Genomic DNA, 26,675 nt, shown 5'->3' with positions numbered 1-26,675 from the left:
ACTGTCACAGGGGTTCCGTACCAGTCTACCTCCGGCTCCAACCGGGAAATCCAACTGAAATTTTATCGCGTGCTGATACCTGTGGGTACCGCACGCTTTTTTGCCTTGGTTAATTAATTGTCTAAACTTGTTGCTGTAAAACTCGCTACTGCACATACTCACCCGGTCTAGCGGAAGCTGTGTTGCCCGCTTCATAGCCGCAACGACCTCTGCCGACTACCAGCGACAACGGACGCACAGCCAGTCGGTTTTGGCTTGGCCGTGGTCAGCGACCAGAGGCAACCTGGCGGACGCAGGACCGCCCCTCAGGCTGGAAGCGTTCCCCCACAGCAGTGGGAGCAAGGCTTGCCGCCGGGAGCGACCTCCACCAACCAAGTCAAAACCAAAAATCGGCCACCGCAATTAGCGATGACCGATAGCTTTATGCAGTTATTCTATTTTAAGCGAAATTAATCCCACCATCAACAATAATGGCTTGGCCGGTAATGTAATCGGACTTCTTGTCGGCTAAGAAGGAAACCAGGTTAGCGACATCGGCTGGTTGTTCGCCACGGCCTAAGGCAATGCTATCAATGTTCTTTTGTAAGGTTTCGCCTTCAGGAACGTTGTAGATTTTTGCCATGCGTTGGTCGATTTCATCCCACATTGGGGTGAGCACGATGCCTGGGCAGTAAGCGTTGACCGTGATTTGGTCCTTGGCTAATTCCTTGGCAGCGGCTTGCGTCAAGCCACGAACAGCGAATTTCGTTGCGGAGTAAGCCCCCAACATTTCAAAGCCTTCATGGCCGGCAATTGAGGAAGCACTGATAATCTTCCCGCCAGTTCCTTGGGCCTTGAATTGTTCAGCAGCGGCTTGAATCCCAAAGAAAGCACCCTTGATGTTCACGTCTAAAATTTGGTCTAAATCTTCTTCAGAGGTTTCAATGACGGGGTCGATCTTGGCAATCCCAGCGTTGTTAACCATCACGTCCAGGTGGCCCATGTCGGCAACGACGTTCTTAACCAGGTCAAACATGGCTTGCTTCTTGGAAACGTCAACGAAGTAGCCCTTGGCACCATTGCCCACTTCAGCGGCAACGGCTTCGGCATGTTCCTTGTTCAAATCAGCCACGGCAACTTGTAAGCCATCGGCAACTAATTGCTTAACGATGCCTTCACCAATCCCTTGGCCACCACCAGTAACAATCGCAACTCTTGTCATACGCAAAACACTCCTTCTAATCTGATTTTTTCGAAAATAACCAGCAAATCCAGCCCCGCCTCCCGGACGACGTTAAATTAAAGACTAATTATTTTCCGAACATCTTCATTAAAGCATACAAATGTAAGCGCTTCAATCTATTTCGCAAGCAAAAGCGGCAGTCTAGGTCATAAATCGACCAGTAACTACCGCCATATCAAGCATGTCCCCTCATTTATGACAAATAACTGCACGAAGAAATAGCTATTTTTACTTACCAACCACAACTCAACAAGCGTAAATTCTTGCCATCAGTGTCTCCATTAAACAGCAAACGTTCAACCGAAATAAACCGACTGCCTCATTACACGTTTACACAACAAACACCAGAGCAGCAAGCCCAAGCGGCTGTTGCCGCCCAGAGCCGGAGGTAGAGGGGTACGGACCCCCTGTGTCGGTTTCGTTAGTCGGGGTTCTTTCCCGGCTTACGAAACGGGACGACCTTTGAGACTCGTGCTTTTCGAGGCTCAAAGGCGAGCCGGAAGACCGCTCCTCAGGCTGGAGGCGGTCCCCACAAACTAAATTAGCTAACACAACGGACACCAAGCAGCAAAAGCAACACGTGCCTGATAGCCGGAGGCAGCTAGACCACGCAGACCTGTGTCGGTTTCGTCAGTCGGGGCTCTTTCCCGGCTTACGAAACGGGACGCCTTTGAGCCTCACGTTTTTCGGGGCTCAAAGACGAGCCGGAAGACCGCTTCCCAGGCTGGAGGCGGTCCCCACAGGCGGAGTGGTCTAGCAGACGCAGGCGGTAAAGGTACCGTGTTAGTTTTGCGAAGCGTCGGTTAGGAAGAACTGGAAGCGCCGGTCAATCTCCTTCAGCCGGGCCTCACTCCCCAGACTATCCGCCACGCTCGCCGTAATTTTCAGATAAGCAAACATGACTTGACTAGGATCCAGTCCAGCCTGCACGGCTAATTCCGTCGCAAACGGGTAACGTTGGTCAGTTAACATTTTCGCAAATGGGCTTTGGTAGGCCCGATGATGCTTTGCCATTGAAGTTTCCTCCCTTATTGGGTGATACAAGTGTTTCTAACCTTACCCCTTTAAGATTTTAAAGCAACTAAAGAGTTTCTTAAACTTTGTTAAATCCGTCTTAAAAAGGCCCGAAGCCCGGTCATTATGGTAAAATTGAGTATGGATTACACCCTGCTTGCACGGCGGGAGATTGGATACATAGAGAGGACTCAGACTACTTATGCAAGAACGGATCAGAAAGCTCCACCACAACCGAATTTTTGCACTCGTATTCTGGTTAATCGTGGTTTTTGCGGCCATTGTCACCTTGCCGAATGTCAATACCATTATTCAATATGATGGTCAACCACAATTGGCGAATACGAGTCAACCCGTTAAAGCGACCCAGATTCAAAATACTTGGGGGCGCAACTTAAACGGGACGTACACCGTCAACGCGGTTTTCAACAACCCGGGCGGCGCGCTCACCAATAAGCAATTAGCCGCGGTCAACAAGACTGTCGCCAATTTGCAAAAACGGTCAAGTTATTATGGGATTCAAAAGATCACCACAATGACTAACACGCCAACCAGCAAACCGCAACTGTATTCCAAGGATAAGTCGACCGAGATTGTTCAACTTGCGGTCAGCCACAACCAAGGAACAGTTCGTCAAATTACTAGCCAACTTACCAGTCAAATTTCGACGCTCGGCCTCAACACCTATGTGACCAGCCCAGAAATCGTTAGTGACGCCGCGAACGAGCACATTTCGTCCTTCACGTTAATCGTGATTTTAATGACGTTACTGATTGCCTTAGTCGCCATGGGGATTTTATTCGCATCCATCATCGCCCCAATCATTACGTTCCTAGCCATTTTAATCAGTTATATTTCAACGCTTAGTTTGGCGACTAACCTGGCCTATCACTGGAACTTCGCGTACTCCGAGTACACGCCAATCTTCCTCTTACTGGGGATCAGCCTCTTCACGTTGCTGACCAGCTTCTGGTTCTTCCGGGAACTGCGCAACCACGTGGATGATGGCATGGAAAGTCAAGAAGCCACTAGCAAAGTCATTCAGGACCTGGGTTACCGGATTCTCATCAGTACCCTGAGCCTGACGCTGGCCTTTGGTAGCCTGATGCTCTTTGACTTCTCCACCATTCGGGCGTACGGTCTCCTCGGGATTGGCTTTGCCATCACCGGGATTGCCAGCGTCACCTTGATTCCCGTCTTCGCCGGTATGCTGGGAACCAGCCTCTTCTGGCCCAAGAAGACGCGGCCAAAGCTCAAGGATCACAAGTTATGGCACAGCCTCGCCCGTTTCGGCCTCTGGCAGCCATGGATTGCCATTCTGGTCGTCCTCTACTTGGTCGGTCCCTTTGCCTACAGCTACCGCAACCAACTCAACTATGATAATTCAACGGATATTCCAAATAACCAAGCCGTGCAGGGTGCTCGGGTCTTAAGTGCCCACTTTGGTCAAGGGAAAGCAACCCCATTGACCCTCTATGTTCAAACGAACAAGCGTCTTGATAACCAAAACCAACTCTTCCAGCTGGATAACTTAACGAAGAAGCTGCGGGCCCAACCGGGTGTCGCCAGCGTCACGTCCGTTACCCAACCAGGTGGTCAACCGATCACGCAGTACTACGCATCAACCCAACTCAACTCGTTAACCAACGAATTGACTGGTGTGGTTGGTCAACTCGGGACTGTCCGCAACGACTTGAAATCAGACAGTGCTAACCTGAAACAGAAGACGTTGAAGGCTGAAATCAAACGCCTGCAACAACTCTCAACGCAAACCACTAGCTTGGTCAGCGACAGCAGCGCACTGCAAAGTTCCCTGCAAGCCGCCCAAAGCAAGTCCAGCGCAAGCAGCACCAGCAGTACGTCCAAGAAGGTTACCCGCTACATCAACCAATTGAACGCCGTGAACTCGCAACTGAACTCAGCGATTGCTACCTTGAGCACGCTGTCCAGTGACGTCAGCACCACCAACACGGATGCGACTGCCGCTCACTCAAATATTAGCAACTACGCCGAAGCCATCAAGGCCGTCAACACCAGCCTGAATGATTCGCGTAAGCAAGTCATCACCATGCAGAAGTCCTTAAACAAGATGTACCTGTACCTGAGTGGCCTGCAATCATCCGAAGCAGCCAAGGCATTGTACCTGTCCCCTACCCAAATCTCTAGCGGTGACTTCCAACAATCCTTGACCAACTTCACCGATGAAAAGGTCAAAGCCACTTACCTGACCATTACCTTGAAACACGCGCCCAACGCAAACGATACGGCCAAGACGTTGACCCAACTGAAACAAGTCGCTACCGCCCAATTACGCGGCACGATTATGGAAGGATCCACGTTGACCTTCGCCGGCCAACCAGCCACGACCGCCACGATTCAAAACCAGTACCAACACGACTTACCACGGGTCTTACTCCTGGTCTTCGGGATTACGTTATTACTCCTGATTATCTTCAGTCGGTCCATCTTGCAAGCCACTTACTGGTTCCTGACCTTCCTGGCCTCGACCGCTGCTAGTTACCAGTTGACCCACCTCTTGATGAAGTGGTTGACTGGCGATGGCGATTTCAACTGGCAAGTGCCACTGTTAGCCTTCGTACCCGTCACCGTATTGGCCGTCGTCGAATTGACCCAGTTAGCCTTGAGCTACCGGTTAAACGACGCCCCACTGCTCGACTGGTTACTCCCAGGCATTAACGAAGTCGGCCAAACCATGCGCCACTCCCTGTTCATCATCATTGCCGGGGTCTTGGGCCTGTTGGTCGCTGAATCACAAACGTTGACCGCTGTGACCTTGATTACCATCTTAACGGCAATCATCTTCAACCTGACGCTGCCAATCATGGCATCCTCCTTCGGGAAGTTGTCCGTGATCATCCCAGCGCAGAAGCCACATGAGTTCCACGCGCCACACCGCAAGAAGCGGCAAAAGCGGGCGGATCGGCCAATGAAGTCAGCCAAGTCTAGTAAGGCAGCTGCCAAGCCAACGACGACGCCTGACGATTCGAAGAAAGATTAACTAGTAATGTGAAAGCCACCGCCCCCAACAGGCCGGTGGCTTTTTTGGTTCAGCGATTGTGTCAATCCTCCGCCTCCGGCTTCCAGAGATTCCGCCTGCTGTGGGGAACGCCTCCAGCCCAAGAGCGGTCTTCCGGCTCGCTTTGAAGCCGCAAAAGACCTGCGTCTCCAAGGTCGTCCCATGCCCTAGGCTGGTAAAAAACACCAGCCAATGCCATCGACACAGCTGTCTCCATCTCTGGCTTCCTGCGGCTATACATGGACGCCCTCACTGAACAACGTGCATCTTTCAACACATCCCATGCATTGTTGAGACATCTATCAATCTCAGAATAACTTTATGTCTCTCTCCACCTGTATTTGCCTGAGAAGCGGTCCTCCGGCTCGGTTTGAAGCCCGGGAACCCACCGGTCTCCAAACACGTCCCACGCTGTAAGCTGAGAAAACACTCAGCTAACACCGTCGACACAGCTACCTCCATCTCTGTCCTCCTCCGGCTAACGTGGTATCCCAACCAGTACTTGGGGTGTTCATACCGCCCCTATTGTCCAGTCTACGTTCTCCAGGGGAAGTGTATGTGCATCTGCTGTTTTTCAAACAATTCCTAAAGATAAGTAACTTTATTTGATTTTTGTAACTTGTTCACCTATACTCGTCTTACAAAATAAAACGAATAAGGTTGGCAAAACTATGAAATTAACAAACAACACAATTATGATTACGGGTGGGACTTCTGGAATTGGCTTAGCCTTTGCGCTCCGGCTTTTGGACATGGGCAATCGCGTCATCGTTGTCGGCCGGAACCAGGCTAAAATTGATAATGTGCTCTCCCTGCACCCCGGGCTAGAAGCCATTCGGACCGACATTAGTCAGACCACCGATGTAACAGCGCTAACGAATCAGCTTGAACGGGATTACCCGGATTTAAATCTGATCATCAACTCCGCCGGTATCATGCGGCAGTATGACTTGTTTGACCCAGCAATTGAATTGACCGACCTCACGTCCGAGGTCACGACTAATTTGAACGGGATTATCTACGTGACGAAATCATTACTCCCCCTGCTCAGTCGGCAGCCTGAGGCCATGATCGTCAACATCAGTTCCCTGCTGTCGCTAGTATCCGCGGCCGACTCACCCGTCTACTCCGCGACAAAAGCAGGCATTCACATGTACACGGACGCCCTGCGCGAACAGGTCAAGGCCAACCACGTCAACATCCACATTGTTGAGCTCCTGCCACCCCTGGTAACGGGCACGAACCTAACCCAGCAATACGACAAGACCTTCCTGGACAAATTCGCCAGCTCCACCACCACGCAGTTGGTCAACGCGGGCATCAAGGGCATGCAGAAAAACAAGCCGCAAATCGATGCCGGTTTCACCAAATTCATGCGCCTGTCAATGCACCTGGTCCCCCGGCAAGTGACCCACATCTGGGGCCAACAAACCATGACTGCCTTCTTGAAGAAACACAAACTACTTCACGCTTAATATGAAAATAGTCCGTTCGACAACTACCAAAAATGGTTGTCGAACGGACTATTTATTTGCTTAAATCAATTCATACCACCAAGCTTAAACGCCCACCGCCAATCGTGAGCCGGAGGCAGCTGGGTACAGAGCGACCTGTGCCGATGGTGTTAGCCCGGGCGGGTTCCCCCGGACCTACAGCATGGGACGCGTTTGGAGACGGTGTCCTTCCGGCTTCAAACCGAGCTGGCGGACCGCCCCTCAGGCCGCAAGCGCTCTCCACAGGTGGCGGCATACCCAGAGGCCGTAGGCGTCCAGCACACACCATCTGCCCCAAACCAGTTTAAGCTTTGGCGGGACGGTGGAAGAGCCGAACCCCGGTGATGACCGTTGCCACCAAACAAATAGCCAGTGAGACCGTGAAAGCAACCCGCATCCCGTCGATAAAGATTTCCGGATGGGCTGGCAGGTAGGCCGTGACGTGGTGACCGGCGTAGTGGCCCATCGCTGAAAATAGAACAGTCGTGGCGATGGAGATGCCGATGATCATACCGAGTTCTCTGGCCAGGGCGTTGATGCCCCCGGCGATGCCCAGGTTTTGTACCGGCACGGAACTCATGACGATTGAGTTGTTGGGCGACATGAAGATACCGTTACCTAACCCCATCAGGCCGATGAAGAACATGAAGATCCACAGCGGCGTTTGAAGCGTCGCCAGCATGTAGCCGACCTGACTGATGGAAAGCAGGACCAGGCCGATAAACGTTAACAACTCGGGCCCAATTTTATCCGAGACGGCCCCGGCAATGGGCGCGACGATGACCTGCACGATGGGGAACGTCATCAGTGCGTATCCCGCGTAGTTGGCGGCCAATCCCCGAGCATTTTCCAAGTAGAACGGTGAGATCACGTTGAAGAAGAAGTTAGCCACGAAGATGAGGAAGGCACAGAGAATACTGATGCTGAAGCGTTTATTTGTAAATAATTTCAAGGCCAAAATCGGGTCGGCTACCCGCAGTTCGAGGCGGACAAAGACCACACTCGCCACGATGGCAACCACAAACAAGCCGAGAATCAGCGGTTGGGCAAAACCAATCTCTTGGCCCATAAAGACGCCGGCAAACAGACTGACCATAATGAAGGCAAATAGGCTACCACCCGTCTTGTCGATAGGCGTGTGGGTCACGGTCACGTCCTTGGGCAGGATGCGTTGGCCGATGAACCAGGCGATAATGCCGACCGGCACGTTGATCCAGAAGATGTAGCCCCAGTGGAGGTGCGCCAAAATCAGACCACCGATGCCGGGCCCCGCAATACTGCCCAGCGCGACGAACGAGCCAATCATCCCGAGTGCCCGGCCCCGTTCACTGAACGGAAAGACCTCGGTGATGATGCCGTTGTTGGTCGCCATGGTCATGGCCGCGCCAATCGCTTGAATCGCGCGGGCCACCAGTAGAAAGGTCAGCCCGGCACTGAAGCCACACAACAGTGACCCCAGGATAAACAGGACGGAACCCATTTTAAAGATGCGAATCTTGCCCCGGGTGTCGCCGAGCTTGCCAAAGATCAGTAGGAGCGCACAGATGACGATCAGGTAGATGGACACCACCCACTCCGCTTGGTTCATCGGGATGTGGAGGTCCTTGCTCATGACGGGTAAGGCAATGTTAACGATACTGCCATCCAGCGTCGACATGAAGGTAAAGAGGCAGACCGCGACGAGAATCCACCAGCGGTGTGCTTGAATCTGCGGGTCGTCCGCAAAGTTTTTCGATTGCATGTTCATTCTCCCTTATCTAAACGCGCGAGTCGGGCGGTAATCCAATCGGCCTGGGCCTGAGCGCGTAGCTGTTGTAATTGATTGACCTGAAGCGCATCGGCCACGTCGGTCGGCACCATTCGGGGTTGCGTCGTTAGGTAGTCGCGCACGCCTTGGAGGTTATCCAGTTGAAATTGCGTGAAACCTTGGAAATCCTGTAACACGGTCCGCTGGTCGGTCACGCTTAATAAATGTAAAAAATTGCACTTGATTTGAAAGACCAGCTGGGACTGCTTGTTGACGGTCACCGGTGTCAGGATCAGCGCTCGAAAATGGCGGCGACCCTGCGAGGTAAGGGTCGCCACTTTCTTGGGCCGCTGACTGGTTTCAACCGTGGTCAGGGTGATGTCCCCCGCCTGGCTGAGCCGCTCGAGTAAGGGGTACAGGACGCCGTAGCTGACGGTCTGTTCCTGCCCCACTACCGACTTGAGTGCCTGGCGTAGTTGATACCCCGCCATCTCTTGGTCCATGAGTTGACCGAGCACAAATAATTCGTACAAAGGGATCGCCTTCCTTTCCGTTGACCTAGTATAGTATATCTGGCCGATACATTCAACGGTGCTTTATGACAAAACTGTCACAAAACGTTTAACCACCTAAAAAGGCCCAAGGCAATCCGCCCTGGACCTACTTTCTGTAACAAAGTTGTGACATCTACTCGGCTTCGGCCCGCGTCATTTGCTGGGCTTCCGCGTTCGGTAAGAGCTTGTAAGTGATGGGTCCATCGCCGTCCGGCACTAGGGCCATCAGCGTTTGCTCGGCATCAAAGGCCCCCAAGTTAATGGCCAACTGGCCATCGACCTTGGCAAAGCCCTGTAACCCACTGGAAATGAAGCGGTGAATGTAGGACATTCGGTTTTGGCGGGCATCAGCCAGCTGGGCCGCCGCTGCTAGTGTGAACCCCTCATCCATGAAATACTTGATCAGTGACACCTTAATGAAGATCTTAAACGTGTAGACCCGGGCCTGCTGGCCGTCCGTCCGTTCCTGTGAACTGATTAGCCCCTTCTTCTCCCAATACCGGAGCTGCCGGGCGGAAACGTCCGTCATTGAAGCCAATTCCCCGATACGGAAAACTAACCGACGAACATCAAAGAAATGCCGGGCTTCGTTCGTAAATTGTGCCATGTGTCCTTCTCCTCCCCTTGACGCTTATGTAAACTAAGTTATCAATTATGTTAGATAATAGCAAATCCCGCACCCCAATTACAACTTTCTGGTTAAAAGTAATGTTTTGTTTAAGACATTTAACAGCCCTGCAACTGGCTTGTTACATGTTTGTCATATTACATTGGTATCCTTGTACTTGTAAAATTCATGAGGGGTGTTTATTAGGATGAAGAAATTTATTAAAACAATTGCAGCAAGCGCATTGGTTTTCGTTGGATTCTTTGCTTTTAACGCCGGTTCTACGACGTCCGCTTCAGCCGCTACTAAGAGCGACTTCACTTCTATCTATAAGGTTGCCAAGGCTCACTTAGGTGCTAGCTACGTTTATGGTGCCACTGGCCCAACTGCCTTTGATTGCTCTGGCTTCACCGGTTACATTTACAAGAAGGGTGCTAGCGTAACATTGCCACGGACCGCACAAGCCCAATACAATGCTTACAAGCACGTCAGCTACAAGAACATCAAGAAGGGTGATTTGGTCTTCTTTGGTGGTAGTGCCTACTCAATCTCCCACGTTGGGATGTACATTGGTAAAGGTAAGATGATCGATGCCCAAAACCGCGGTGTCGTTCGCGAAGCCGTTCATGCCCCATGGTGGCACGCTGTTGGTTACGCTCGAGTAACGACTGCTGATAACAGTAACGCTGCTTCTAGTGCAACTGATGCTGATTAATTTCTAAAACCTAACGTTCAGTAATCTCCTCATGAATTCACCTGAACGAACTAAATTCGACACGTTACGCGTTGTCAATTGGCCGGCGGTAACGTGTTTTTTGTTTGTAGTATTACTCCAATCTAGTGATATAATTAACCTATACAATATTGAAAGGAGAATTACATTATGCAAATTTCAGATTCTGCATTCAAGCAATTAGCAAACGATTATCTTGATAATTTTTCTACTCTGAAAGGAATTATCACAGATAAAGACTATAATAAAGATTTCGGATCTGATACAACTATCGTTGGGAACTTCCCAATTATCTGGTTTGGAGATCTAGCAAGATACTTTAATAACCCAGATAAAATAAAAATTGTCACAATGGGAATCAACCCCTCTAACGCGGAATTCAACCAGCCTTCATTTAAAGCACTTTCTGAAATTGATCTTTCTAAAACAGATTCCCAAGCAAAAATCGCAAAAATCGAAGATGCTATCTTCAATTCATTTAATACATATTTTAAAAAATCTAAACCGACAAAGTATTTTAGTAATCTGGAAACTGTACTAACAACAGTTTTCGCACCATTTCTGAAGACGCAATCCCTAAGCTTTCGCAGAAATCAGATTATTCAGATTGACACTTTCTCTGCATTAGCAACTTATCCGCTTTGGACTAAATTAGAAGAAGAAGTTCAATATATTTTGGCATTCGGAAATAAAACTTCTGATAAATTGCCATCCCTAAAATTAAAATTGCCAACCCATTCTGGACGTGAATTATCAGCCCGTCTTTACCATTTATTAGAACCAGATTTGACTATATACATGGGGAAGTATAAAAACTTCAAAAATGATGTTGAGCCCCAATTTATTAATGAATTTAAGAAGCCTGATGAAAAGATACTTAATCTTGTTGAACCTTCTAAAAAAGTGGCCATTACAATAATCAAGGAAACTAATAAAGTGGCTCATTGCATAGTTTTTATTCGCAATGGTCAGTCGCCTGTCATGTGGGCTAAATCTGCAAAAGACTTTTTATATGATGGCTCAAACATAGAAACTATCGCACAATTTTTAGCTGATGTTCAAATCAAGGAAGTTTAGTTTTCATGATTTTTCAACCTTTAGCCATATAAAAGTTCTACTAAAATTAGCTCTGTAAAATCTGAATCGGTTTTACAGAGCTAATTTTAGTATGTCACTAATAGATTCTATTCCCCAGTATACTGCACCGTCTGATGCTGGATACCAGCCTCTTCAAATGCGTCACCGATAGGTTCAAAGCCCAATTCTTTGTAGAAATCCATGGCCGTCAACTGGGCATCCAATTCGACGTGCGCCACGTCTGAGCGTTTGGCATCATGAATGATCTGCTTGATCAATTCCGCCGCGTAGCCATGCTTACGTTGATCAGCGACCGTGGCCACGCGTTGAATCTTCACGCGGTTCCCCGCCAGCATATCAATCCGTGCCGTCGTGACGGGTTCATCGTCCACGTACCCGACGTAATGCATCTTGTCTTCGTCGGTCCCGTCCAGTTCCACCTTAGGGTCAATCCCCTGTTCTTCAATGAACACGTCCTTACGCATTTGCAGGGCGTCTTGGTATACGGGGTTCAATTTACCCCAAGCCATTCTAATTTCCATCAAACCATCCATCCTCGCTTAATCTTTTTGGTTATAACTTAATACTTGAATGTCATCCGGCGTCAGCAGCAGCTTCGTGACACTCCCGTTCGCTGGCCGTTCGCTCAGGTCATACTTGCCCTGACCGTAGCGTTCCATCAGGCTCAGCAGCGTGTTGCCGTGGCTGACCATCAAGACGTTGTCGCCATCTTTCAAATCGGGGTTGTGGCGAATCAGGTTAAACGCTTGATCCACCCGCGCCCAGTACTCTTCGTTGTTTTCAGCTTGGCGGAATGGGTCGGCTTCCTTCAAGAAGTCCTTGGCCTTGCCAATCGAGTATTTCTCTTCAATCGCCTTAAACGTTGGCACCCCATGCGGCGCACCCGCTACGTACCAGGCCTGTGCCATGTCGGTGCCTTCGTAGTATCCGTAGAACTCTTCCCGGAAGAAGGACGCCGTCGTCAACTGAGCAGCCGGTGCCGAGTGGTTAGCGGCCAAAATGGCCTTGGCCGTCTGTTCGGCCCGCGTCGTGTCACTGCAGTAAGCCGCAGCGAATTGCACGTCCTGCAGGCGTTTACCAGCGTTTTCGGCGTCCGCGATCCCCGCCTCAGTCAATGGTGAGTTACTCCAGCCTTGGAGTTTATTGTAGATATTAAAATACGTTTGCCCATGACGGACCACGTACAGCGTGAGTTGTTTCGTCATAGCTAGTCACACCTTTCATTTAAAATCTATCTCTAGTGTACCAAAGATACTGCGGTAGCGGTTACAATTTCGCAGTCTGACTTAAAGTTTTCCTAAACTTGCCCCCAAAACAGCCACAGTCCCCCGAACTTTGGTAGGCTGGGTTGAACGCCATTGTAGTCGCCTCCGGGGCGGTGAAAATTGAGCCGGAACGCGGTGGGCGCCGTCTGGAGCCAAAAAACGGTCTCCAGACTTGCTTTGAGCCGACAGACCGCGTCTCAAAGATAGCAGTTCCCTAAGTGGTAAACCGCCAAGGGAACTCCCACGGCTGAGCTCATTTTCACCACCCCTGCGGCTGACACTGGTTCAACCCGCACCAACATCGACGGGCTTGTCCTTGTTGGGTGTTTTTCTGTGCCTTAGTCTGCTTATAGGTTAAGGATCACATGATTGGGACGCGTAGCAATTGCATCATGTAATTAATGGGACATATACAATAGAAGAAAAATGATTAAATAACTAGTCTATTCGTTCCCATTCACTAACCGTTTTACCCGTTACCATAACCTTGTTAGGCACTAGTTTCTACTATATTAGGTATCCCCGCACAACACACCATCCGCACATCTCATGAACCAAACAACGTTGCCGAGCCCCACTCGGTGTGCTGGAGCGGTTAGCCACCCTCCCTGTGTCGGTGGTCTTTGGTGAGCGATTTTCTCGCCTTAGACCACGGCCGAGTTGGGAGATTTACGGGTTTAGTAAGGCTCCCAACCGCCCTGAAGACCGCCTCCCAGGCTTCAGGTCTGCCCCCCACAGGAAGGGTGGCTAACCAGCGGAAGCATACCGGGTGGGGCACAACCCCAACACAAAGTAACCCCTAGTCCATCTACCATTAACTGCCGGGAAATCCGTCAGGTGAGCCGGAGGTGATCAGACAGAACCCCGTGTCGGTGGTTTCAGTCGAGTGTTCTTCTCGACTTAGACCACGGCCGAGCTTGTAGACTCACGGCTTTATTGTTATCTCTACATCTGATTTATACCTGCCCACAACACACCACCCCCACGTCTCATGCACCAAACAACGTTGCCGTGCCCCACTCGGTGTGCTGGAGCGGTTAGCCACCCTCCCTGTGTCGATGGTCTTTGGTGAGTGATTTTCTCGCCTTAGACCACGGCCGAGTTGGGAGACTTACGGTCCTAGTAAGGCTCCCAGCCGCCCTGAAGACCGCTTCCCAGGCTTCAGGGCTGCCCCACAGGGAGGGTGGCTAACCAGCGGAAGCACACCGAGTGGGGCACAACCCAAAGTTATATGGTAGAATGAGACTACTTTATCCGCACACGAAGGAGCGAACGCACCGTGGAACGTTTCAAAAAAATATGGGCCAGAACCGGGACTCGCATGGGCTTTGTCACCCTGCTGGTCGTCCTATTCTGGTTGAAGACTTTACTCGCCTATTTCGTCGACTTCAAGCTGGGACTCAGCGATCCGTTTCAATTCCTGATTCTCCTCCTGAATCCCCTGGCAACAACGATTCTGTTGTTCGGGTTGGCGTTATATTTCAAACGAGCGCGCTTCTTCTACCCGTTTATCTTTCTCATCGACATCCTCAACAGCCTGCTACTGTACATCAACGTCATCTACTTCCGTGAGTTCACGGACTTCATGACCGTCAGCACCATGCTGGGCTATTCCAAGGTCGACCAGGGGCTCTCCGGGAGCTCGCTGGCCCTGACCTCGCCGCACGACATTTTGTACTGGCTCGACCTCGTGCTCGTACTGGTGCTGATGGCCACGCGACGTATCTACCTTGACCCGCGGCCGTTAAACAAACGCGTCGGCCTCGCCGTCACCTCTAGCGCCCTCCTGTTGTTCACGGTCAACCTGACCCTGGGCGAAATGGACCGGCCGCAGCTGTTGACGCGGACCTTTGACCGGACCTACCTGGTGAAATACCTGGGGCTGGACGCCTTCACCGTTTACGATGGCATCAAGTCGCAGCACACTAGTGAACTGCGGTCGCACGCCAAGAAGTCTGAGCTCAGTGGCATTTTAAAATACGTGCACAAGAATTACGCGGCCCCCGACAAGAACCTATACGGCGTCGCCAAGGGTAAAAACGTCATCATCATTCACCTGGAAAGCTTCCAGCAATTTCTGATCAACAAGAAGGTCAACGGCCAAGAGGTCACGCCGTTCTTGAACAAACTCTACAAGAGCAAGGCGACCTACAGCTTCGACAACTTCTTCCATGAAGTCGGTCAAGGCAAGACGTCCGACGCCGAAACCATGTTGGAAACCGGGACGTACGGCCTGCCACAGGGGTCGCTATTTACCCAACTCGGAAACGACAACACCTTCCAGGCCGCGCCCGCCATTTTCGACCAGGCCGGCTACAGCACCGCGGTCTTCCACGGGAACGTGGCCAGCTTCTGGAACCGCAGCAATACCTACAAGAACCTGGGTTACCAGTACTTCTTCGATGCCAGTTACTACGACACCTCGGGCGATAAATCCCTGGGCTATGGCTTAAAGGATAAACTGTTATTCAACGATTCCGTGAAGTACCTCCAGCATCTCCAGCAGCCATTTTACGTGAAATACCTGACCGTCACCAACCACTTCCCGTTCACGCTGGACAGTGAAGATTCCAGCTTCAAGACGCCCAACACCGGTGACAAGACGGTCGATAACTACTTCAAGACCGCCCATTACCTCGATCAATCCATCAAGGAATTCTACGCCTACCTGCACAAATCCGGGCTGGATAAGAATTCACTGGTCATGATCTACGGGGACCACTACGGTATTTCTAACTCGTCGAACAAGAGCCTGGCGAAGTTGCTCGGGGTCAATCCGGATGACTGGAACGACTACGACAACGCTCAGCTTCAACGCGTGCCGCTGATGTTTAACATGCCCGGCTACAAGAAGGGGAAGGTCGAACACACCTATGGCGGCGAGGTCGACGTGTTGCCAACGCTGATGCACCTGATGGGTATGAATACCAAGAAGTACATTCAGTTCGGGACCGACCTGTTCTCCAAGGCGCACAACCCGGTCGTGGCGTTCCGTAACCGCGATTGGGTCAGCCCGGACTATACGTCCATCGACGGCACCGTTTACAGTAACAAAACGCAAGAGGAAATTCATCCTAACAAGACGCTGCAGGCTAAGCTAGACGCCATGCAGAAGCACGTCAACCAGGGATTGAACGACTCCGATTCGTTGAACCAAAAGAACCTCCTACGTTTCTTCCATCCGAAGGGCTTCACCGCCGTTGACCCGTCCGATTTCAACTATTCCGATGGGCTGGAAAAGGAAGAGAAGCTGGAAAAGAAGTTGGGCTTGAAGTCTACCAGCCTGTTCTCCCGTAACGGGGACAAGTCGACGCAGCCGTTCTATAAGACGGACGCGCCAGAGTTGGGGCACAAGACCACCGATTCCAACCGAATCAAGATCACCAACCAAGACGACACTAGCGGTAAGTAGCTCCTCACTCCGCCTACGAAATTTCAAGGAACTCCGCCTGTGGGGCACCCTTGGAAGCCTGAGAAACGGTCTTCCAAGGCGACTTGAAGCCACACCAAGAACGTGTGTCTTCAAGTACGACCCGTGCTCTAAGGCCGGAAACTTCCCGACCTAAGACCACCGACACAGGTCTGCGTTCCTTGAATTTCTCCGGCTCCGTGAGCAGTAACTACCACGCTAAGTCATCATGAATTGTGACCTTTCTGACTGAAAATTTAGCGATAAACAGAGACCTACTCGTTCAATCGTCATGATTGTTCAAGCAGGTTTTCTTTTTAGAGTCGTCTATCTTCCGTACTGTAAGGCCGGCAAATCACCGGCCAACACCACCGACACAGGGTTCCGCGCCTAACCGACTCCGGCTGGGATTGACCATGTACTTTCGGCTGGTTGGCTTGGTAGGTAGTCTGATTGGTTGTTATTCCATATGAAATTAATGTTTAACCAATAAAGAAGCCGTTCGAACAATCATCATGATTGTCAGAACGGCTTCTTTGCGTTTAGTGATTGGATAGAGCTTCATCTTTCTCGGAATCTTCTAACTGATGAATATGCTTGAACAAGTCAGAATTATTGGTGAAGGTCGTTGTTCGCCCCGCCTGACGTCAGCCAGAGCTTCATCAAGTTCATTTTTACTGTGATCTTCGGTTGATGGATTCATTAGAGGATGCCTCCGTTTATTGCGTGTTGGTGCAACCTTAACATCTAACAGTTCAATAAACCAGTAGAACCACTTTTAAGGTTAAATACAGTCCTTGGGAACAAATTAAGAAGCTGTCCGTTCAATCTTTACGATTGTCCGAGCAGCTTCTTTGCGTTTATGAAATTTTCTTCTATGGTTAGGGTAAGTAGTTGTGGCTAATCATCAATGTGTGGTGAAGTTACCATACTACTGATGTACTTCTAGCAGGCTGGGCCACCCACCACTATAAGGGAAGTAAAGCCACGTCCGGGCCACGGCACTTCGCGGTCCCACCCAATTTAATGGTCGGCACACCATCTCAGCCGTAAGGCAGCTGGGTGCAGAAGCCTGTGTCGGTTTAGTTTGTCGGCGTCTTTCGCCGGCTTACTAAATGGGACGCCTTAGAGACGCCGAACTCGGGCGGCTCTAAGCGCCTTGGAAGACCGCACCTCAGGTTTCCAAGGTCGCTCCACAGGCTGGAAAAACACCAAAAGTAAAGGGAGTAAAACCACGCCCGATCCACGGCACTTCGCGGTCCCACCCAATTTACTGGTCGGGCCACAACATCAGCCGTAAGGCAGCCAGTACGGAAGCCTGTGTCGATTTAGTTTGTCGGCGTCTTTCGCCGGCTTACTAAATGGGACGACTTAGAGACGCCGAATTCAGGCGGCTCTAAGCGCCTTGGAAGACCGCCTCTCAGGCTTCCAAGGTTGCCCCACAGGCTGGGAGTACTGACTGCCGTCGGCGGACATTTTCCTCCACCCTTACAGCAATTTAGAATCGAGCGAAGTGCTGTGGACCGGACCGTGGTGGTCGGGGAAGAAGCGGGTCATGATCGACCGCACCGCCACCGGCGCCTCACCATACCCCGTCGCAATCAGCGGCTGTTTGCCGGGATACATGACGCCGTCGCCAATCGCGTAGATGCCGTCCACACTGGTGGCCATGGTCGAGTCGACCGCAATCAAGCGTTGGCTCTCGGCCAGTTGGACGTCCCATTTGGCCAGCGCACTGTGGTCCGACGTGAAGCCGTAGCTGACAATCAGGTCATCCACGGTCGTGTGGACTGGGTCACCCGCCTGCCCCACTGGCTTTAGCGTGACATCCAAGCCGGCCGGCGTTTCCGCTAAGTCGCGAATCAGGTACGGCGTTTGGACGTGAACGCTGGACTGCTGTAACAGGTCGACCATGTGTGGCAAGCCACGGAACTGGGCGCGCCGATGAAGCAGCGTCACGGACTTGGCGACCGGTTCCAGCATCAGCGCCTGGTCGATGGCGGCGTCCCCACCCCCGGCAACCATGACGACCTTATCGCGAAAACGTTCGAGGTCGCGGACACTGTAGAAGAGGTGCTTGCCAGTCAGGTCGTCCGCTGTGGCCACGTTTAATTTCCGTGGCGCAAAGGCCCCGTTCCCAATGGCGACGATCACCGCTTTGCTCTGTGACGTGCCGGCTGGCGTGGTGATGGTGAACCCGTCTTCCATGGCCGTCACGTTGGTCACCGTCTCCCCCGTTTTCACGGTCAGGGGGAATTGGGCGTTTTGCTTTTGCTGGTTGGCAATCAGGTCGCGGCCACTCACGGCGGGGAGGCCGGCCACGTCTAAGATGGTTTTCTCGGGATACAGGGCGTTGACCTGCCCTCCCAGCTCGGCCAGGCTCTCGATGACCTGCGTCTTGGCATTGTTCATGCCGGCGTAAAAAGCCGCGAACATGCCGGCGGGGCCGCCCCCGATAATCGTGATATCAAATTGCTCAGTCATTTTATCAAAATCCTTTCTAAGGAGGTGGTCTCCGTGAAACACACGCGTGGACTCACCGTTTTACTCACAACACTCTTGGTTTTAGGCAGCTTCATCGGCTGGTGGAATCACCGCTGGACCGTGCTCAACAATCTGCGCGTGCCCCAGACGCGGACGGCCACCCTCTTTCTACCGGGGACCCACGGTGCCTGGCTTTCGCTACGTAGCATGGTCACCAGCCTGAACCGCCCGCACGTCGGGACGTTTGCCCTGACGGCGCGGGTCACCTGGAACGGCCACGTGACCTGGCAGCAACACCAGTCCGTTGGCCGCAACAATCCGCTCATCCCGGTTATTTTCAAAGATAACACGCATCCGCAGAAGCAGGCACGGCAATTGGCAACCGTTCTGACCCAACTACACCGGCGTTACGGGATTGACCGGGTCAATTTTGTCGGCCACTCCTCCGGCGGCACGATTGCCTACGACTACCTAAACGACCACGCGCCCGCCCCGGTGGCCGTCGCCCGCATCGTAATGGTGGGGGCCGACTTCCCGGAACGGACGCGCCTCGCTGACCGCTATTCAGAGTTGAAAATTTTAAATATTGCTGGCGTGATTGGCCGGACCGGTAACGACAGTGAGGTGCCGGCGAACACCGTGCCCCCCCTGCGGCGCCTGGTCGCTGGCCGCGTCGGTCAGTATCGCTTTGAAGCATTCACCGGGCCCGTTTGGGACACACAACACTCCCTGTTACACGAGAATCCGACGCTGGACGCCAAGCTGATGCGCTACCTCTATCCGCCGAGCTGATTGCCTGTCAAGATGCGTTGGCCCTGGAGCGTGCGCGCCTCCCGGAGACCGGCGTTGATCAGTACAAAGATAGCGACCCAGCCGATGGCGATAAGCATCCACTGCTGCAGATATAAAATGTCTAATAAGGCGAACGGCGCGTTCCAATCCCAGATGGCGTGGAGCGCGATGGCTAGGAGGTAGAACCGCAGAAATTTTGGCGCGACCATGCTGCTCCCGGTCACGGGTTGATGCCGTTCCTTGGCTAAGATAATAGCGGCACCCATGATGGCGGACCAAATCGTATGGGTCCCGATGGCTTGCCAGCTGCGCATCAGCAGTGTGACCAAGCCATACTGGCCGGTGTACCCGGCCGTTTCAAACACGGCAAACCCAGCACCGATGGCCGCGCCCACTAGTAGCCCGTTGAAAATATAGTTCAAACGGAAACGGTTCACGAAGTAGGCAATCACCAGCATCTTGGCAGTCTCTTCAATGAAGCCGACCACCAGAGCCGACTCCCACGACGTGCCGTTGCCGGATGGAATCAGGGAGTACAGAATCATGGTGGCAATTAAGGAAAGAATCCCACCGACTAAAAAGACGGTCATTAATTGGTACACGGAAATATTGCGGAACACATTAATTTCAAAAAACATGATCAATAGGGCAAAAGGTACCGTCAGTGAGCCGATGAAGATCATCCCCGGCACGGCGTTGTTGCTGCGAAAGACCAGGAACAGCATCGCTAACAGCACGAAGCTGGCCCCCAGTAACGCAAAGACCCGGGAGAACAACCAGGGCTTGACGGGTGCCGCCGACACGGCTTCCAGGGACGGTGTGGTTTCGCGGGTCCCAACAATGAACAGGGCCTCCGCATCATCAAGGGTGTGTGGCTTGAACACCTCCGAAAACATCTGAAACAGGTGAATCTCCACCACTTTATTCTCGCCGGTCCACTCGTTCATTTCCTTGGTGGCATCGTCTAGCAGATGGTTGTGGTACTCGAATTTTTTCCGATTTGGCTTGCTTGCTTCATTGGCCATGGCTGGCCCCCCTTTTTAGATTAACGTTAACCCAGAATTCGGTCGCAAATTAACCGATTTCAAAAAAAATTTACTAAAATTAGCGACCCGGTTCTCGGACTTAACGAAAAAGCCGGCACTAATTTTCAACGCACGTAAAACGCTTTACTCAAGCGCTTCCAGCGCCATCGACCGGCAGAAATCCCGGAATCAATGGCTGCCTTCTATCTTACCCTGAACCGTCAATTGCTTCAACTTGGTGACGGGGTGAGCTTGCTAAATGTAACCAGTTACATTATAGTTAAAGCAGGCGTTAAAGCTTAAATATTGACCAAAAGGGAGACACTCATATCATGGCAAAACGTAAAATGATTTTGGACTTGGATACTGGGATCGACGATTCTCTTGCAATCGCTTACGCATTAGGTGCACCTGATGTTGACTTAATCGGTATCGTCGGTTCATACGGCAACGTTGTCGTTGAAGAAGGCGGCAAGAACGCATTGAAGATTTTGGAATTGTTGGGTCACACCGACATCCCTGTATACTTAGGCGAAAGTCACTCTTCAACCTCTGACCACTTCGACCGGATGGAAGTTAGTGCAAACATTCACGGTCAAAACGGGATCGGTGAAGTTGAACTGCCAGAACCAACGCGTGCCATCGAAAAGGAATCCGGTGTTGATTTCTTAATCGAAGCTGCACACAAGTACGGCAAGGACCTGACGTTGGTACCAACTGGCCCAATGACCAACTTGGCTGCTGCCTTGAAGAAGGCCCCAGAAATCGCTAACGAAATCGGCAACATGACCTTCATGGGTGGTGCTTTGACCATGCCTGGGAACGTTACCCCATTTGCTGAAGCCAACATCAACCAAGATGCTGAAGCTGCTAACGCTGTTTTGACCAGCCCACTTCACTCTACCATGGTTGGCCTGGACGTCACGCTGCGGACCCTCTTAACCAAGAAGGAAACCAAGCAATGGCGTGAACTCGGCACCGTTGCTGGTGAAAAGTTTGCCGACATCGTTGACTACTACATCGAAGCTTACAAGCAATTCAACGACAACTTGGGTGGCTGTGCTTTGCATGACCCACTCGCCGTTGGGGTTGCCTTAGACCCTAGTTTCGTCACCACGATTGACTTGAACATGGTCGTTAACTACAACAAGGAAACTTACGGTCGGACTATCGGTGATGACAACCGTCTCAACGAACCTACCAACGTCAAGGTTTCCGTCATGGTTGACAAGGACCGTTACCTCAAGGTCTTCATGGACTACCTGACTACTTTATTCAAAAACAACAAATAAGTTTAACTGAAAACACTGGCTGCGGTCGGTGTTTTTTTGTTGGACGCAAAAATGAGCACGGCCCCCGTCTTGAGGACTCGTGCTCATTTTTAAAATCGCAATTAAGCCTTGTAGTTAAAGTTGTTGATCATGGTCTTAACCGCGTTGTTCGTGTATTCCGTGGCGTACTGTTGCTTCTGCGCTTCGGTCAGGGCATCGGTGTTGTTAAAGATGTCCGTGTATTGCTTCTGCATAGCTGGCTTCACGTACTTCTTAGCGTAAGTAGCGGCCGGACTCTTCTTAACCTTGCTGTAAGAATAAGTCTTGCCAGTGGCTGAGGCTAAGCGCCGGTTCAGCTTCGTGCCAGTCACCTTGGTACTGAACTTGGTGCTGGATTTCTTCGTCAGCTTGAACGTGTAAGTCTTCTTCGTCAGGGACGTGGTCGTCTTGTTGTCGGTCGTCTTAAATTCGATCAACTTGTACTTGGTCGTCAACGTCCGCTTGTTCTTGCTAAGCTTAATGGAGGTTGGCACACCATATTTGACGTTGGCACTCTTGCCGTTGAAGTCACCAAAAATCAGCAACGTCCCGGTCTTACCGTTAGACTTGTATGACTTAAAGTAAAAAGCCGTCTTTGACTTAGCGTTCTTGTAGTAACGCTTCGTGTCCGTGTTCGTAAAAGTTGCGGGCTTGGCCTTCGTGCTAGCACTAGCCGCGCTCGGTGCAGCGACACCACCCAGGGTCCCCGCTGCAAGTACTACTAATCCAAGTTTCACCATCAAACGTTTCATGACCAAAATCCTCCTTAAGATTAATCCTATACACCTTTTATACTGACAGTTTATCTGTTTAAATGCAAGCGCTACCGCTTCTAGCTTAGCAATTCCGGAAAGGTTTGTTCAAGGTACGCCGCAACCCCAGCGTTGTTGTTGTCTTTGGGCGTAATGTGGTTAGCGGCATCCTTGACGGCTGGTTGGCCATTCAACATGGCCACGCCATCCCCGGCGGCCTTGATCATGCCCAAGTCGTTCTCGGCATCCCCGAAGGTCATCAGGTTGCTGAAGTCCCAACCGAAGTGTGTCAACAATTGACCCAACCCCACGGCCTTATCCATGTCGGCGGCCAAGAATTCCAAAATCTTGGGTTGTGACCGCACGACGTGATACTGGTCGGTCAGCTCCGGAGTCAATTTGCTAACAACTTCATCCAGTGTGGCGGGGTCCGTTGCCATAACTGCCTTACTGAAGAGATGGTCGGGTAATTCTGCAAACGACGTCGGGGTAAAGGTCATCGGGGCCTTCAACATTTGTTGGTAAACCGATGGCGTTAAATCAGCGACGGGATAGACTTGATCAAAGTCCAAGACGTCCAAGGGGTAGTGATTGGCTGCCGCAAAGGCGTGCAATGGCTTGAAGTCCGTGCGACTCAACCCGCTTTGCGCCAAGGCTTCCTTGGTCGTGTTCTGAATCACCAGGGCCCCGTTGAAGGTAATCGTGTAATCCTCGGCCGTGGTCAGTCCCAGTTGTTCCAGGTAGCCCCAAATGGCGTTGATGGGCCGGCCGGTACACAGCACCACCTTGACGCCCGCCGTGTGTAATTGCCGCAGGGCTGCGGCGTTGGTTTCACTAATGGTCTTATCCGTGTTGAGTAACGTCTCGTCTAAATCGAGCGCAATCATCTTTATCATTCGTTGTTGGCCTCCGTAATTTTCCTTATGCCCCTAGTTTACACGTAACGGCTTGTGAAATAAACCATGATTAGGACAAAAGGTCCTGGCGAATGAGCGCAACGATTTGTTGATTCTCCGGCAAATCCGCGTGGTTGGCGTTCGCACCGGTCACGGTAATTTGCGTGAATCCCTTAACTTGATTTTGAAATAAATACTTGCCGCGGTTCACACTGTCAAACGGCACGATGCCATCCCCCGTGAAGGTCTTGCTCCCGGCAATCGAGTAGACGACCAGCTGCCGGGGCAACCGTTGCCGCCCCGCTTCCAGCGTCTTGAATAACGGTGTATCCACGGCGGCATCATCTTCCTCCAGGTTGAACGGCGTAGCAATCGTCATCAGCCGATTCGCTCGCACGGCCGATTGATCCAGGCTATTCTCCAGAAATAACGTCAGAACCAGGCCGCCGTTGGAATGACCCATTGCCGAGAAATGATTGAACTTATACGTCTTCTGCAAAGCATTAAAGGCCAACGCAAACCATTTCGCCTGCTTCAAAATATTCTGCGCCCCGTCGTGATGATTCTGAAAGCCAACCACGATGAACGGCCGCGTGTCCCCCGGTTGGATACGGCCGGTGTACACCAGTTGGCCCGTCGTCTTGACCTCGACCCGTAAGAGACTGTGGGTCGCGGGCGTTTCCCGGTTGAGTTCCTTGACCAGCGCATTGAACCGGTTCTGCGTCGCACTCGAGCCAGGCACCAGAAAGACGGGCGCCATCAGCGTTTGGTAATGACTGCGGACCTCGCTGCGTTGCTGCGACCGCCAGAGGAACCCCGGCAGACTCAGCAAGACCAAGAGGCCCAGCACCACGATAAAGCCGCGTTTAATTGCGTGGGTCATCATCGGCCACCTCCCCCGCTATCTGAGCTTGCGCCTGGACGTGCCATTTCACAAAGGGATAGTAGATGGCCGTGCTCAGCGCCAGATTCACGAGTCCCAGTACCAGCGCCGACCAGTTGCCGCCGGTCCCCAAGAACGCCAGGAAGGGCCCCGGTGTCCCAGTCAACAGCGGATACGCCACCGCGGGCACCCAGGCCAGGCGCAGGCACAGCCAGCTGACACTGATACAGACTAACGGTGCCAGGAGAAACGGAATGCCCAGCAACGGACTCAGCATCACCGGCAGGCCGACCATGATTGGTGCCCCGAAGTTCCCCAGGGTTGGGACCAGACTCAGCCACGCCACGGCGTGATGCCGCGTATGGCCGTGGACCAACAGGATGGCCAGCACCAGTCCCAGCAACATCCCCGTCCCGCCAAAGTTGGCGTAGACGTCAACGACGGTGTGCAGCGTCACGGGATGGGGCAACTGCCAGCCGGCATGGTTCAAGACGGCTTCCAAATTTTGCGCCGTCGCCACCGTTTGCCCGCTTGGTGTGATGGGCTCGAGCACCCCCAGCCACGCGTACAGGCTGGTCAACCCGCTGTACCCCAAGAGTCCTAGGATGAAATGCGGTAGCCGAAACGGCCACTGAATGGCGCTCACGAACGCCGCATTTAGACTGACCGTCTGGGTGGTCACCCACAGTAAGCCCAGCGCGGTGGTTCCCAGCAGCCAGCCACTCATCAGTAGAAACGGCCCCGTCAAGCCGGCCGTCTCGTGCTTGGTCAAGAGCCAACGATAGCTATTGCCCACGAGAAGACCAATCAGAATACCCATCAGGATGCCCTGTAGACCGAGGTTGGCCGACGCCCATTTGATGGGACGCAGGGCCAGGACTGACGGTCGACTGACGTTAAAGAATTTCAGACTGATCACGGCGGTCATGCCGGCCATCAGCCGATTGCTGGTCTGCCGCGTCACCGGCGCCACCGAATAAAAGCTCACGGCAAATGCCATCAGGATGGCCGCCAGTCCCAGGGTCCCCGCACTGATCAGCCGCAGGTACTGGCGCATGACTCTGAGCTGTAGCACCCAGGTCGCCACGTGGAGAGTCTGATAAAAGTACCCGGTCCGTTGCAGCCAGGCCTGGTCGACCAAATCTGCTAAACTGCCCAACAAAATAATGGGAAAAATCAGTCGCAACGCTTGGCGAATCGCCGCGACCTGCCGATTACGTTGACAGTTGACCTCCAACGCAATCAGTGCCGTCCCCAAACGGCTCGTTGTAATTTGCACGCCACTCACCCCCACTGCGGCCATTGTATGCCGGCAGTGGGTCATTTACCCCGACTGGACATTCGGTTAGAACGCGAGCAACTCAAACTAGCCAGCGCGCAATCTGGTTCAGGACGGCCCCCTCATCGTTGGTATCGGGCGTCTGCTGGCGACTCTCCCGTAAGACTTCCGGTGCCGCGTTGGCCACGGCAAATCCTTGCCCTACCAACTCGAGCATGGCGGCATCGTTGCCGGAGTCGCCAAAGGCTGCCATCTGCGCAGAGCCAATTTGCCAGGTGTCGCCCAAATACTGTAGGGCCGCGGCCTTATTGACACCCGGGAGCGTCACGTTCATGCCACCCAGGCCACTGCTGGTCGCCCGTAGACTCCCCACGAAGCGTTGGTTAAACGCGGCTACCTGGGGGGCAATGTCGGTTTTCAGCCAGGTCAAATCTAATTTCAAAATGCCATCGGTAACGGTCGTTAACTGATCCACGTGTGTCAGGCTGGGATAGAAGACCTGCGACTCCTTAAAGCGCTCGCTATCGGCCGGCAACTGCGTGTAGGCTTTCCTCCAGCCACAGGCAATCACGAAGCAGTCCGCCATCACGGGCGTTCGACTGATCCAGGTGACCGCCGCCTGCCACAACGTTGTTGGAATGGCGGCACACTTCAGCACCTGCCCGGTTGCCGTCGTGATCAACGCGCCATCCTCGACCACGTAGGTAATGGCCGCGCGATGCTTTAACGGTGCGAAGAGTTCCTGCGCATGGTCGAGCGGGTCCCCCGTGGCCACCACGAAACGGACCTGCCGTTGCGCCATCACCGTCAGCTGTGCCTCGAACCGGTGCGCATCGTAGCGCCCGTCGTTATCTAAAAATGTGCCGTCTAAGTCCGTCGCAATCAACCGTGGTGTCACGCCGCCCATCTCCCCTTCTGGTAAAGCTAACTTGCACCCATCATACCTGGCCGCCAGCCGCTGCGCAACGATGTTTGCTTATAAATTTCATGATATTAAACTAAAGGTTGAAAGTTAAATTGTACAGTAAAGGCCCGGCATGCCGGGCCTTTACTGTACAAAAATAGACATGGATTA

The 26,675-nt window shown here is 52.3% G+C and carries 21 protein-coding genes; 7 read left to right on the top strand and 14 right to left on the bottom strand.

What is annotated here, in order from left to right; genetic code table 11:
* Nucleotides 1-439 precede the first annotated feature (439 nt).
* The gene (locus EKM84_RS11565) at nt 440-1,201 is read right to left on the bottom strand and encodes an acetoin reductase (protein ID WP_125765910.1); all 762 of its coding nucleotides are present in this window, start codon (nt 1,199-1,201) and stop codon (nt 440-442) included.
* Between the two features lie 804 nt (nt 1,202-2,005).
* Nucleotides 2,006-2,236: a hypothetical protein gene (locus tag EKM84_RS11560; RefSeq protein WP_125765909.1), complete on the bottom strand. Its 231-nt coding sequence runs from the start codon at nt 2,234-2,236 to the stop codon at nt 2,006-2,008.
* A gap of 202 nt (nt 2,237-2,438) precedes the next feature.
* Here EKM84_RS11560 and EKM84_RS11555 point away from each other — a divergent pair, with 202 nt between their 5' ends.
* Together EKM84_RS11555 and EKM84_RS11550 are read left to right on the top strand one after the other, a co-directional pair.
* Complete coding sequence (locus tag EKM84_RS11555) at nt 2,439-5,255, top strand: MMPL family transporter (protein ID WP_125765908.1); 2,817 nt, start codon at nt 2,439-2,441, stop codon at nt 5,253-5,255.
* A 689-nt stretch (nt 5,256-5,944) separates the two neighbouring features.
* Nucleotides 5,945-6,748: an SDR family oxidoreductase gene (locus tag EKM84_RS11550; RefSeq protein WP_125765907.1), complete on the top strand. Its 804-nt coding sequence runs from the start codon at nt 5,945-5,947 to the stop codon at nt 6,746-6,748.
* A gap of 322 nt (nt 6,749-7,070) precedes the next feature.
* On the opposite strand, the gene EKM84_RS11545 is transcribed toward EKM84_RS11550, so the two are convergent.
* The 3 genes from EKM84_RS11545 to EKM84_RS11535 form a co-directional block, all read right to left on the bottom strand.
* Nucleotides 7,071-8,507 (bottom strand): MFS transporter, encoded by a 1,437-nt coding sequence (locus EKM84_RS11545; RefSeq protein ID WP_125765906.1) that lies wholly within the window; start codon nt 8,505-8,507, stop codon nt 7,071-7,073.
* A gap of 2 nt (nt 8,508-8,509) precedes the next feature.
* A complete protein-coding gene (locus EKM84_RS11540; RefSeq protein ID WP_125765905.1) occupies nt 8,510-9,046 on the bottom strand; it encodes a PadR family transcriptional regulator in 537 nt (178 codons plus the stop codon).
* A 154-nt stretch (nt 9,047-9,200) separates the two neighbouring features.
* A complete protein-coding gene (locus EKM84_RS11535; protein ID WP_125765904.1) occupies nt 9,201-9,674 on the bottom strand; it encodes a MerR family transcriptional regulator in 474 nt (157 codons plus the stop codon).
* Nucleotides 9,675-9,882: 208 nt separating this feature from the next.
* Here EKM84_RS11535 and EKM84_RS11530 point away from each other — a divergent pair, with 208 nt between their 5' ends.
* Both EKM84_RS11530 and EKM84_RS11525 read left to right on the top strand, forming a co-directional pair.
* Complete coding sequence (locus EKM84_RS11530) at nt 9,883-10,389, top strand: C40 family peptidase (protein ID WP_125765903.1); 507 nt, start codon at nt 9,883-9,885, stop codon at nt 10,387-10,389.
* A 168-nt stretch (nt 10,390-10,557) separates the two neighbouring features.
* The gene (locus EKM84_RS11525) at nt 10,558-11,484 is read left to right on the top strand and encodes a hypothetical protein (RefSeq protein WP_125765902.1); all 927 of its coding nucleotides are present in this window, start codon (nt 10,558-10,560) and stop codon (nt 11,482-11,484) included.
* A 107-nt stretch (nt 11,485-11,591) separates the two neighbouring features.
* On the opposite strand, the gene EKM84_RS11520 is transcribed toward EKM84_RS11525, so the two are convergent.
* Complete coding sequence (locus tag EKM84_RS11520; protein ID WP_125765901.1) at nt 11,592-12,026, bottom strand: GNAT family N-acetyltransferase; 435 nt, start codon at nt 12,024-12,026, stop codon at nt 11,592-11,594.
* Nucleotides 12,027-12,044: 18 nt separating this feature from the next.
* Nucleotides 12,045-12,710, bottom strand: a complete 666-nt coding sequence (locus EKM84_RS11515) for a histidine phosphatase family protein (RefSeq protein ID WP_125765900.1) — start codon at nt 12,708-12,710, stop codon at nt 12,045-12,047.
* Between the two features lie 1,381 nt (nt 12,711-14,091).
* Between EKM84_RS11515 and EKM84_RS11510 the strand changes: the two genes are divergently transcribed.
* Nucleotides 14,092-16,182, top strand: a complete 2,091-nt coding sequence (locus tag EKM84_RS11510) for an LTA synthase family protein (protein WP_125765943.1) — start codon at nt 14,092-14,094, stop codon at nt 16,180-16,182.
* 1,485 nt (nt 16,183-17,667) lie between these two features.
* Here the strand turns inward: EKM84_RS11510 and EKM84_RS11505 are convergent.
* A complete protein-coding gene (locus tag EKM84_RS11505) occupies nt 17,668-18,663 on the bottom strand; it encodes an NAD(P)/FAD-dependent oxidoreductase (protein WP_125765899.1) in 996 nt (331 codons plus the stop codon).
* 33 nt (nt 18,664-18,696) lie between these two features.
* On the opposite strand from EKM84_RS11505, the gene EKM84_RS11500 reads away from it, so the two are divergent.
* Nucleotides 18,697-19,455: an alpha/beta fold hydrolase gene (locus EKM84_RS11500; RefSeq protein ID WP_125765898.1), complete on the top strand. Its 759-nt coding sequence runs from the start codon at nt 18,697-18,699 to the stop codon at nt 19,453-19,455.
* On the opposite strand, the gene EKM84_RS11495 is transcribed toward EKM84_RS11500, so the two are convergent.
* Nucleotides 19,440-20,480, bottom strand: coding sequence for a PrsW family intramembrane metalloprotease (locus tag EKM84_RS11495; protein WP_125765897.1), 1,041 nt, complete (start codon nt 20,478-20,480; stop codon nt 19,440-19,442). The two genes, EKM84_RS11500 and EKM84_RS11495, sit on opposite strands and share 16 nt — an antisense overlap.
* Before the next feature lie 332 nt (nt 20,481-20,812).
* Here EKM84_RS11495 and EKM84_RS11490 point away from each other — a divergent pair, with 332 nt between their 5' ends.
* Nucleotides 20,813-21,772: a nucleoside hydrolase gene (locus EKM84_RS11490; RefSeq protein WP_125765896.1), complete on the top strand. Its 960-nt coding sequence runs from the start codon at nt 20,813-20,815 to the stop codon at nt 21,770-21,772.
* Nucleotides 21,773-21,873: 101 nt separating this feature from the next.
* Here EKM84_RS11490 and EKM84_RS11485 read toward each other — a convergent pair whose 3' ends face one another.
* From EKM84_RS11485 to EKM84_RS11465, 5 genes are all read right to left on the bottom strand, one after another.
* Entirely contained in the window at nt 21,874-22,542 is a 669-nt protein-coding gene (locus EKM84_RS11485) for a hypothetical protein (protein WP_125765895.1), read from the bottom strand.
* 80 nt (nt 22,543-22,622) lie between these two features.
* On the bottom strand, nt 22,623-23,438 hold the full coding sequence (locus EKM84_RS11480) for a Cof-type HAD-IIB family hydrolase (RefSeq protein WP_125765894.1): 816 nt from the start codon (nt 23,436-23,438) through the stop codon (nt 22,623-22,625).
* Nucleotides 23,439-23,508: 70 nt separating this feature from the next.
* Complete coding sequence (locus EKM84_RS11475) at nt 23,509-24,321, bottom strand: alpha/beta hydrolase (protein WP_225418194.1); 813 nt, start codon at nt 24,319-24,321, stop codon at nt 23,509-23,511.
* Nucleotides 24,305-25,600 carry a PTS transporter subunit EIIC gene (locus EKM84_RS11470; protein ID WP_225418193.1) on the bottom strand — a complete coding sequence of 432 codons (1,296 nt, stop codon included), beginning with the start codon at nt 25,598-25,600 and terminating at the stop codon, nt 24,305-24,307. The genes EKM84_RS11475 and EKM84_RS11470 overlap by 17 nt, the downstream gene beginning before the upstream one ends.
* An 82-nt stretch (nt 25,601-25,682) precedes the next feature.
* Nucleotides 25,683-26,498 carry an HAD-IIB family hydrolase gene (locus EKM84_RS11465; protein WP_164511390.1) on the bottom strand — a complete coding sequence of 272 codons (816 nt, stop codon included), beginning with the start codon at nt 26,496-26,498 and terminating at the stop codon, nt 25,683-25,685.
* Nucleotides 26,499-26,675: the final 177 nt, after the last annotated feature.

Origin of the sequence: Levilactobacillus mulengensis (genome assembly GCF_003946045.1) — a bacterium.
Taxonomy (GTDB): Bacteria; Bacillota; Bacilli; order Lactobacillales; family Lactobacillaceae; genus Levilactobacillus; species Levilactobacillus mulengensis.
This window is presented reverse-complemented; position numbering and strand designations above follow the sequence as displayed.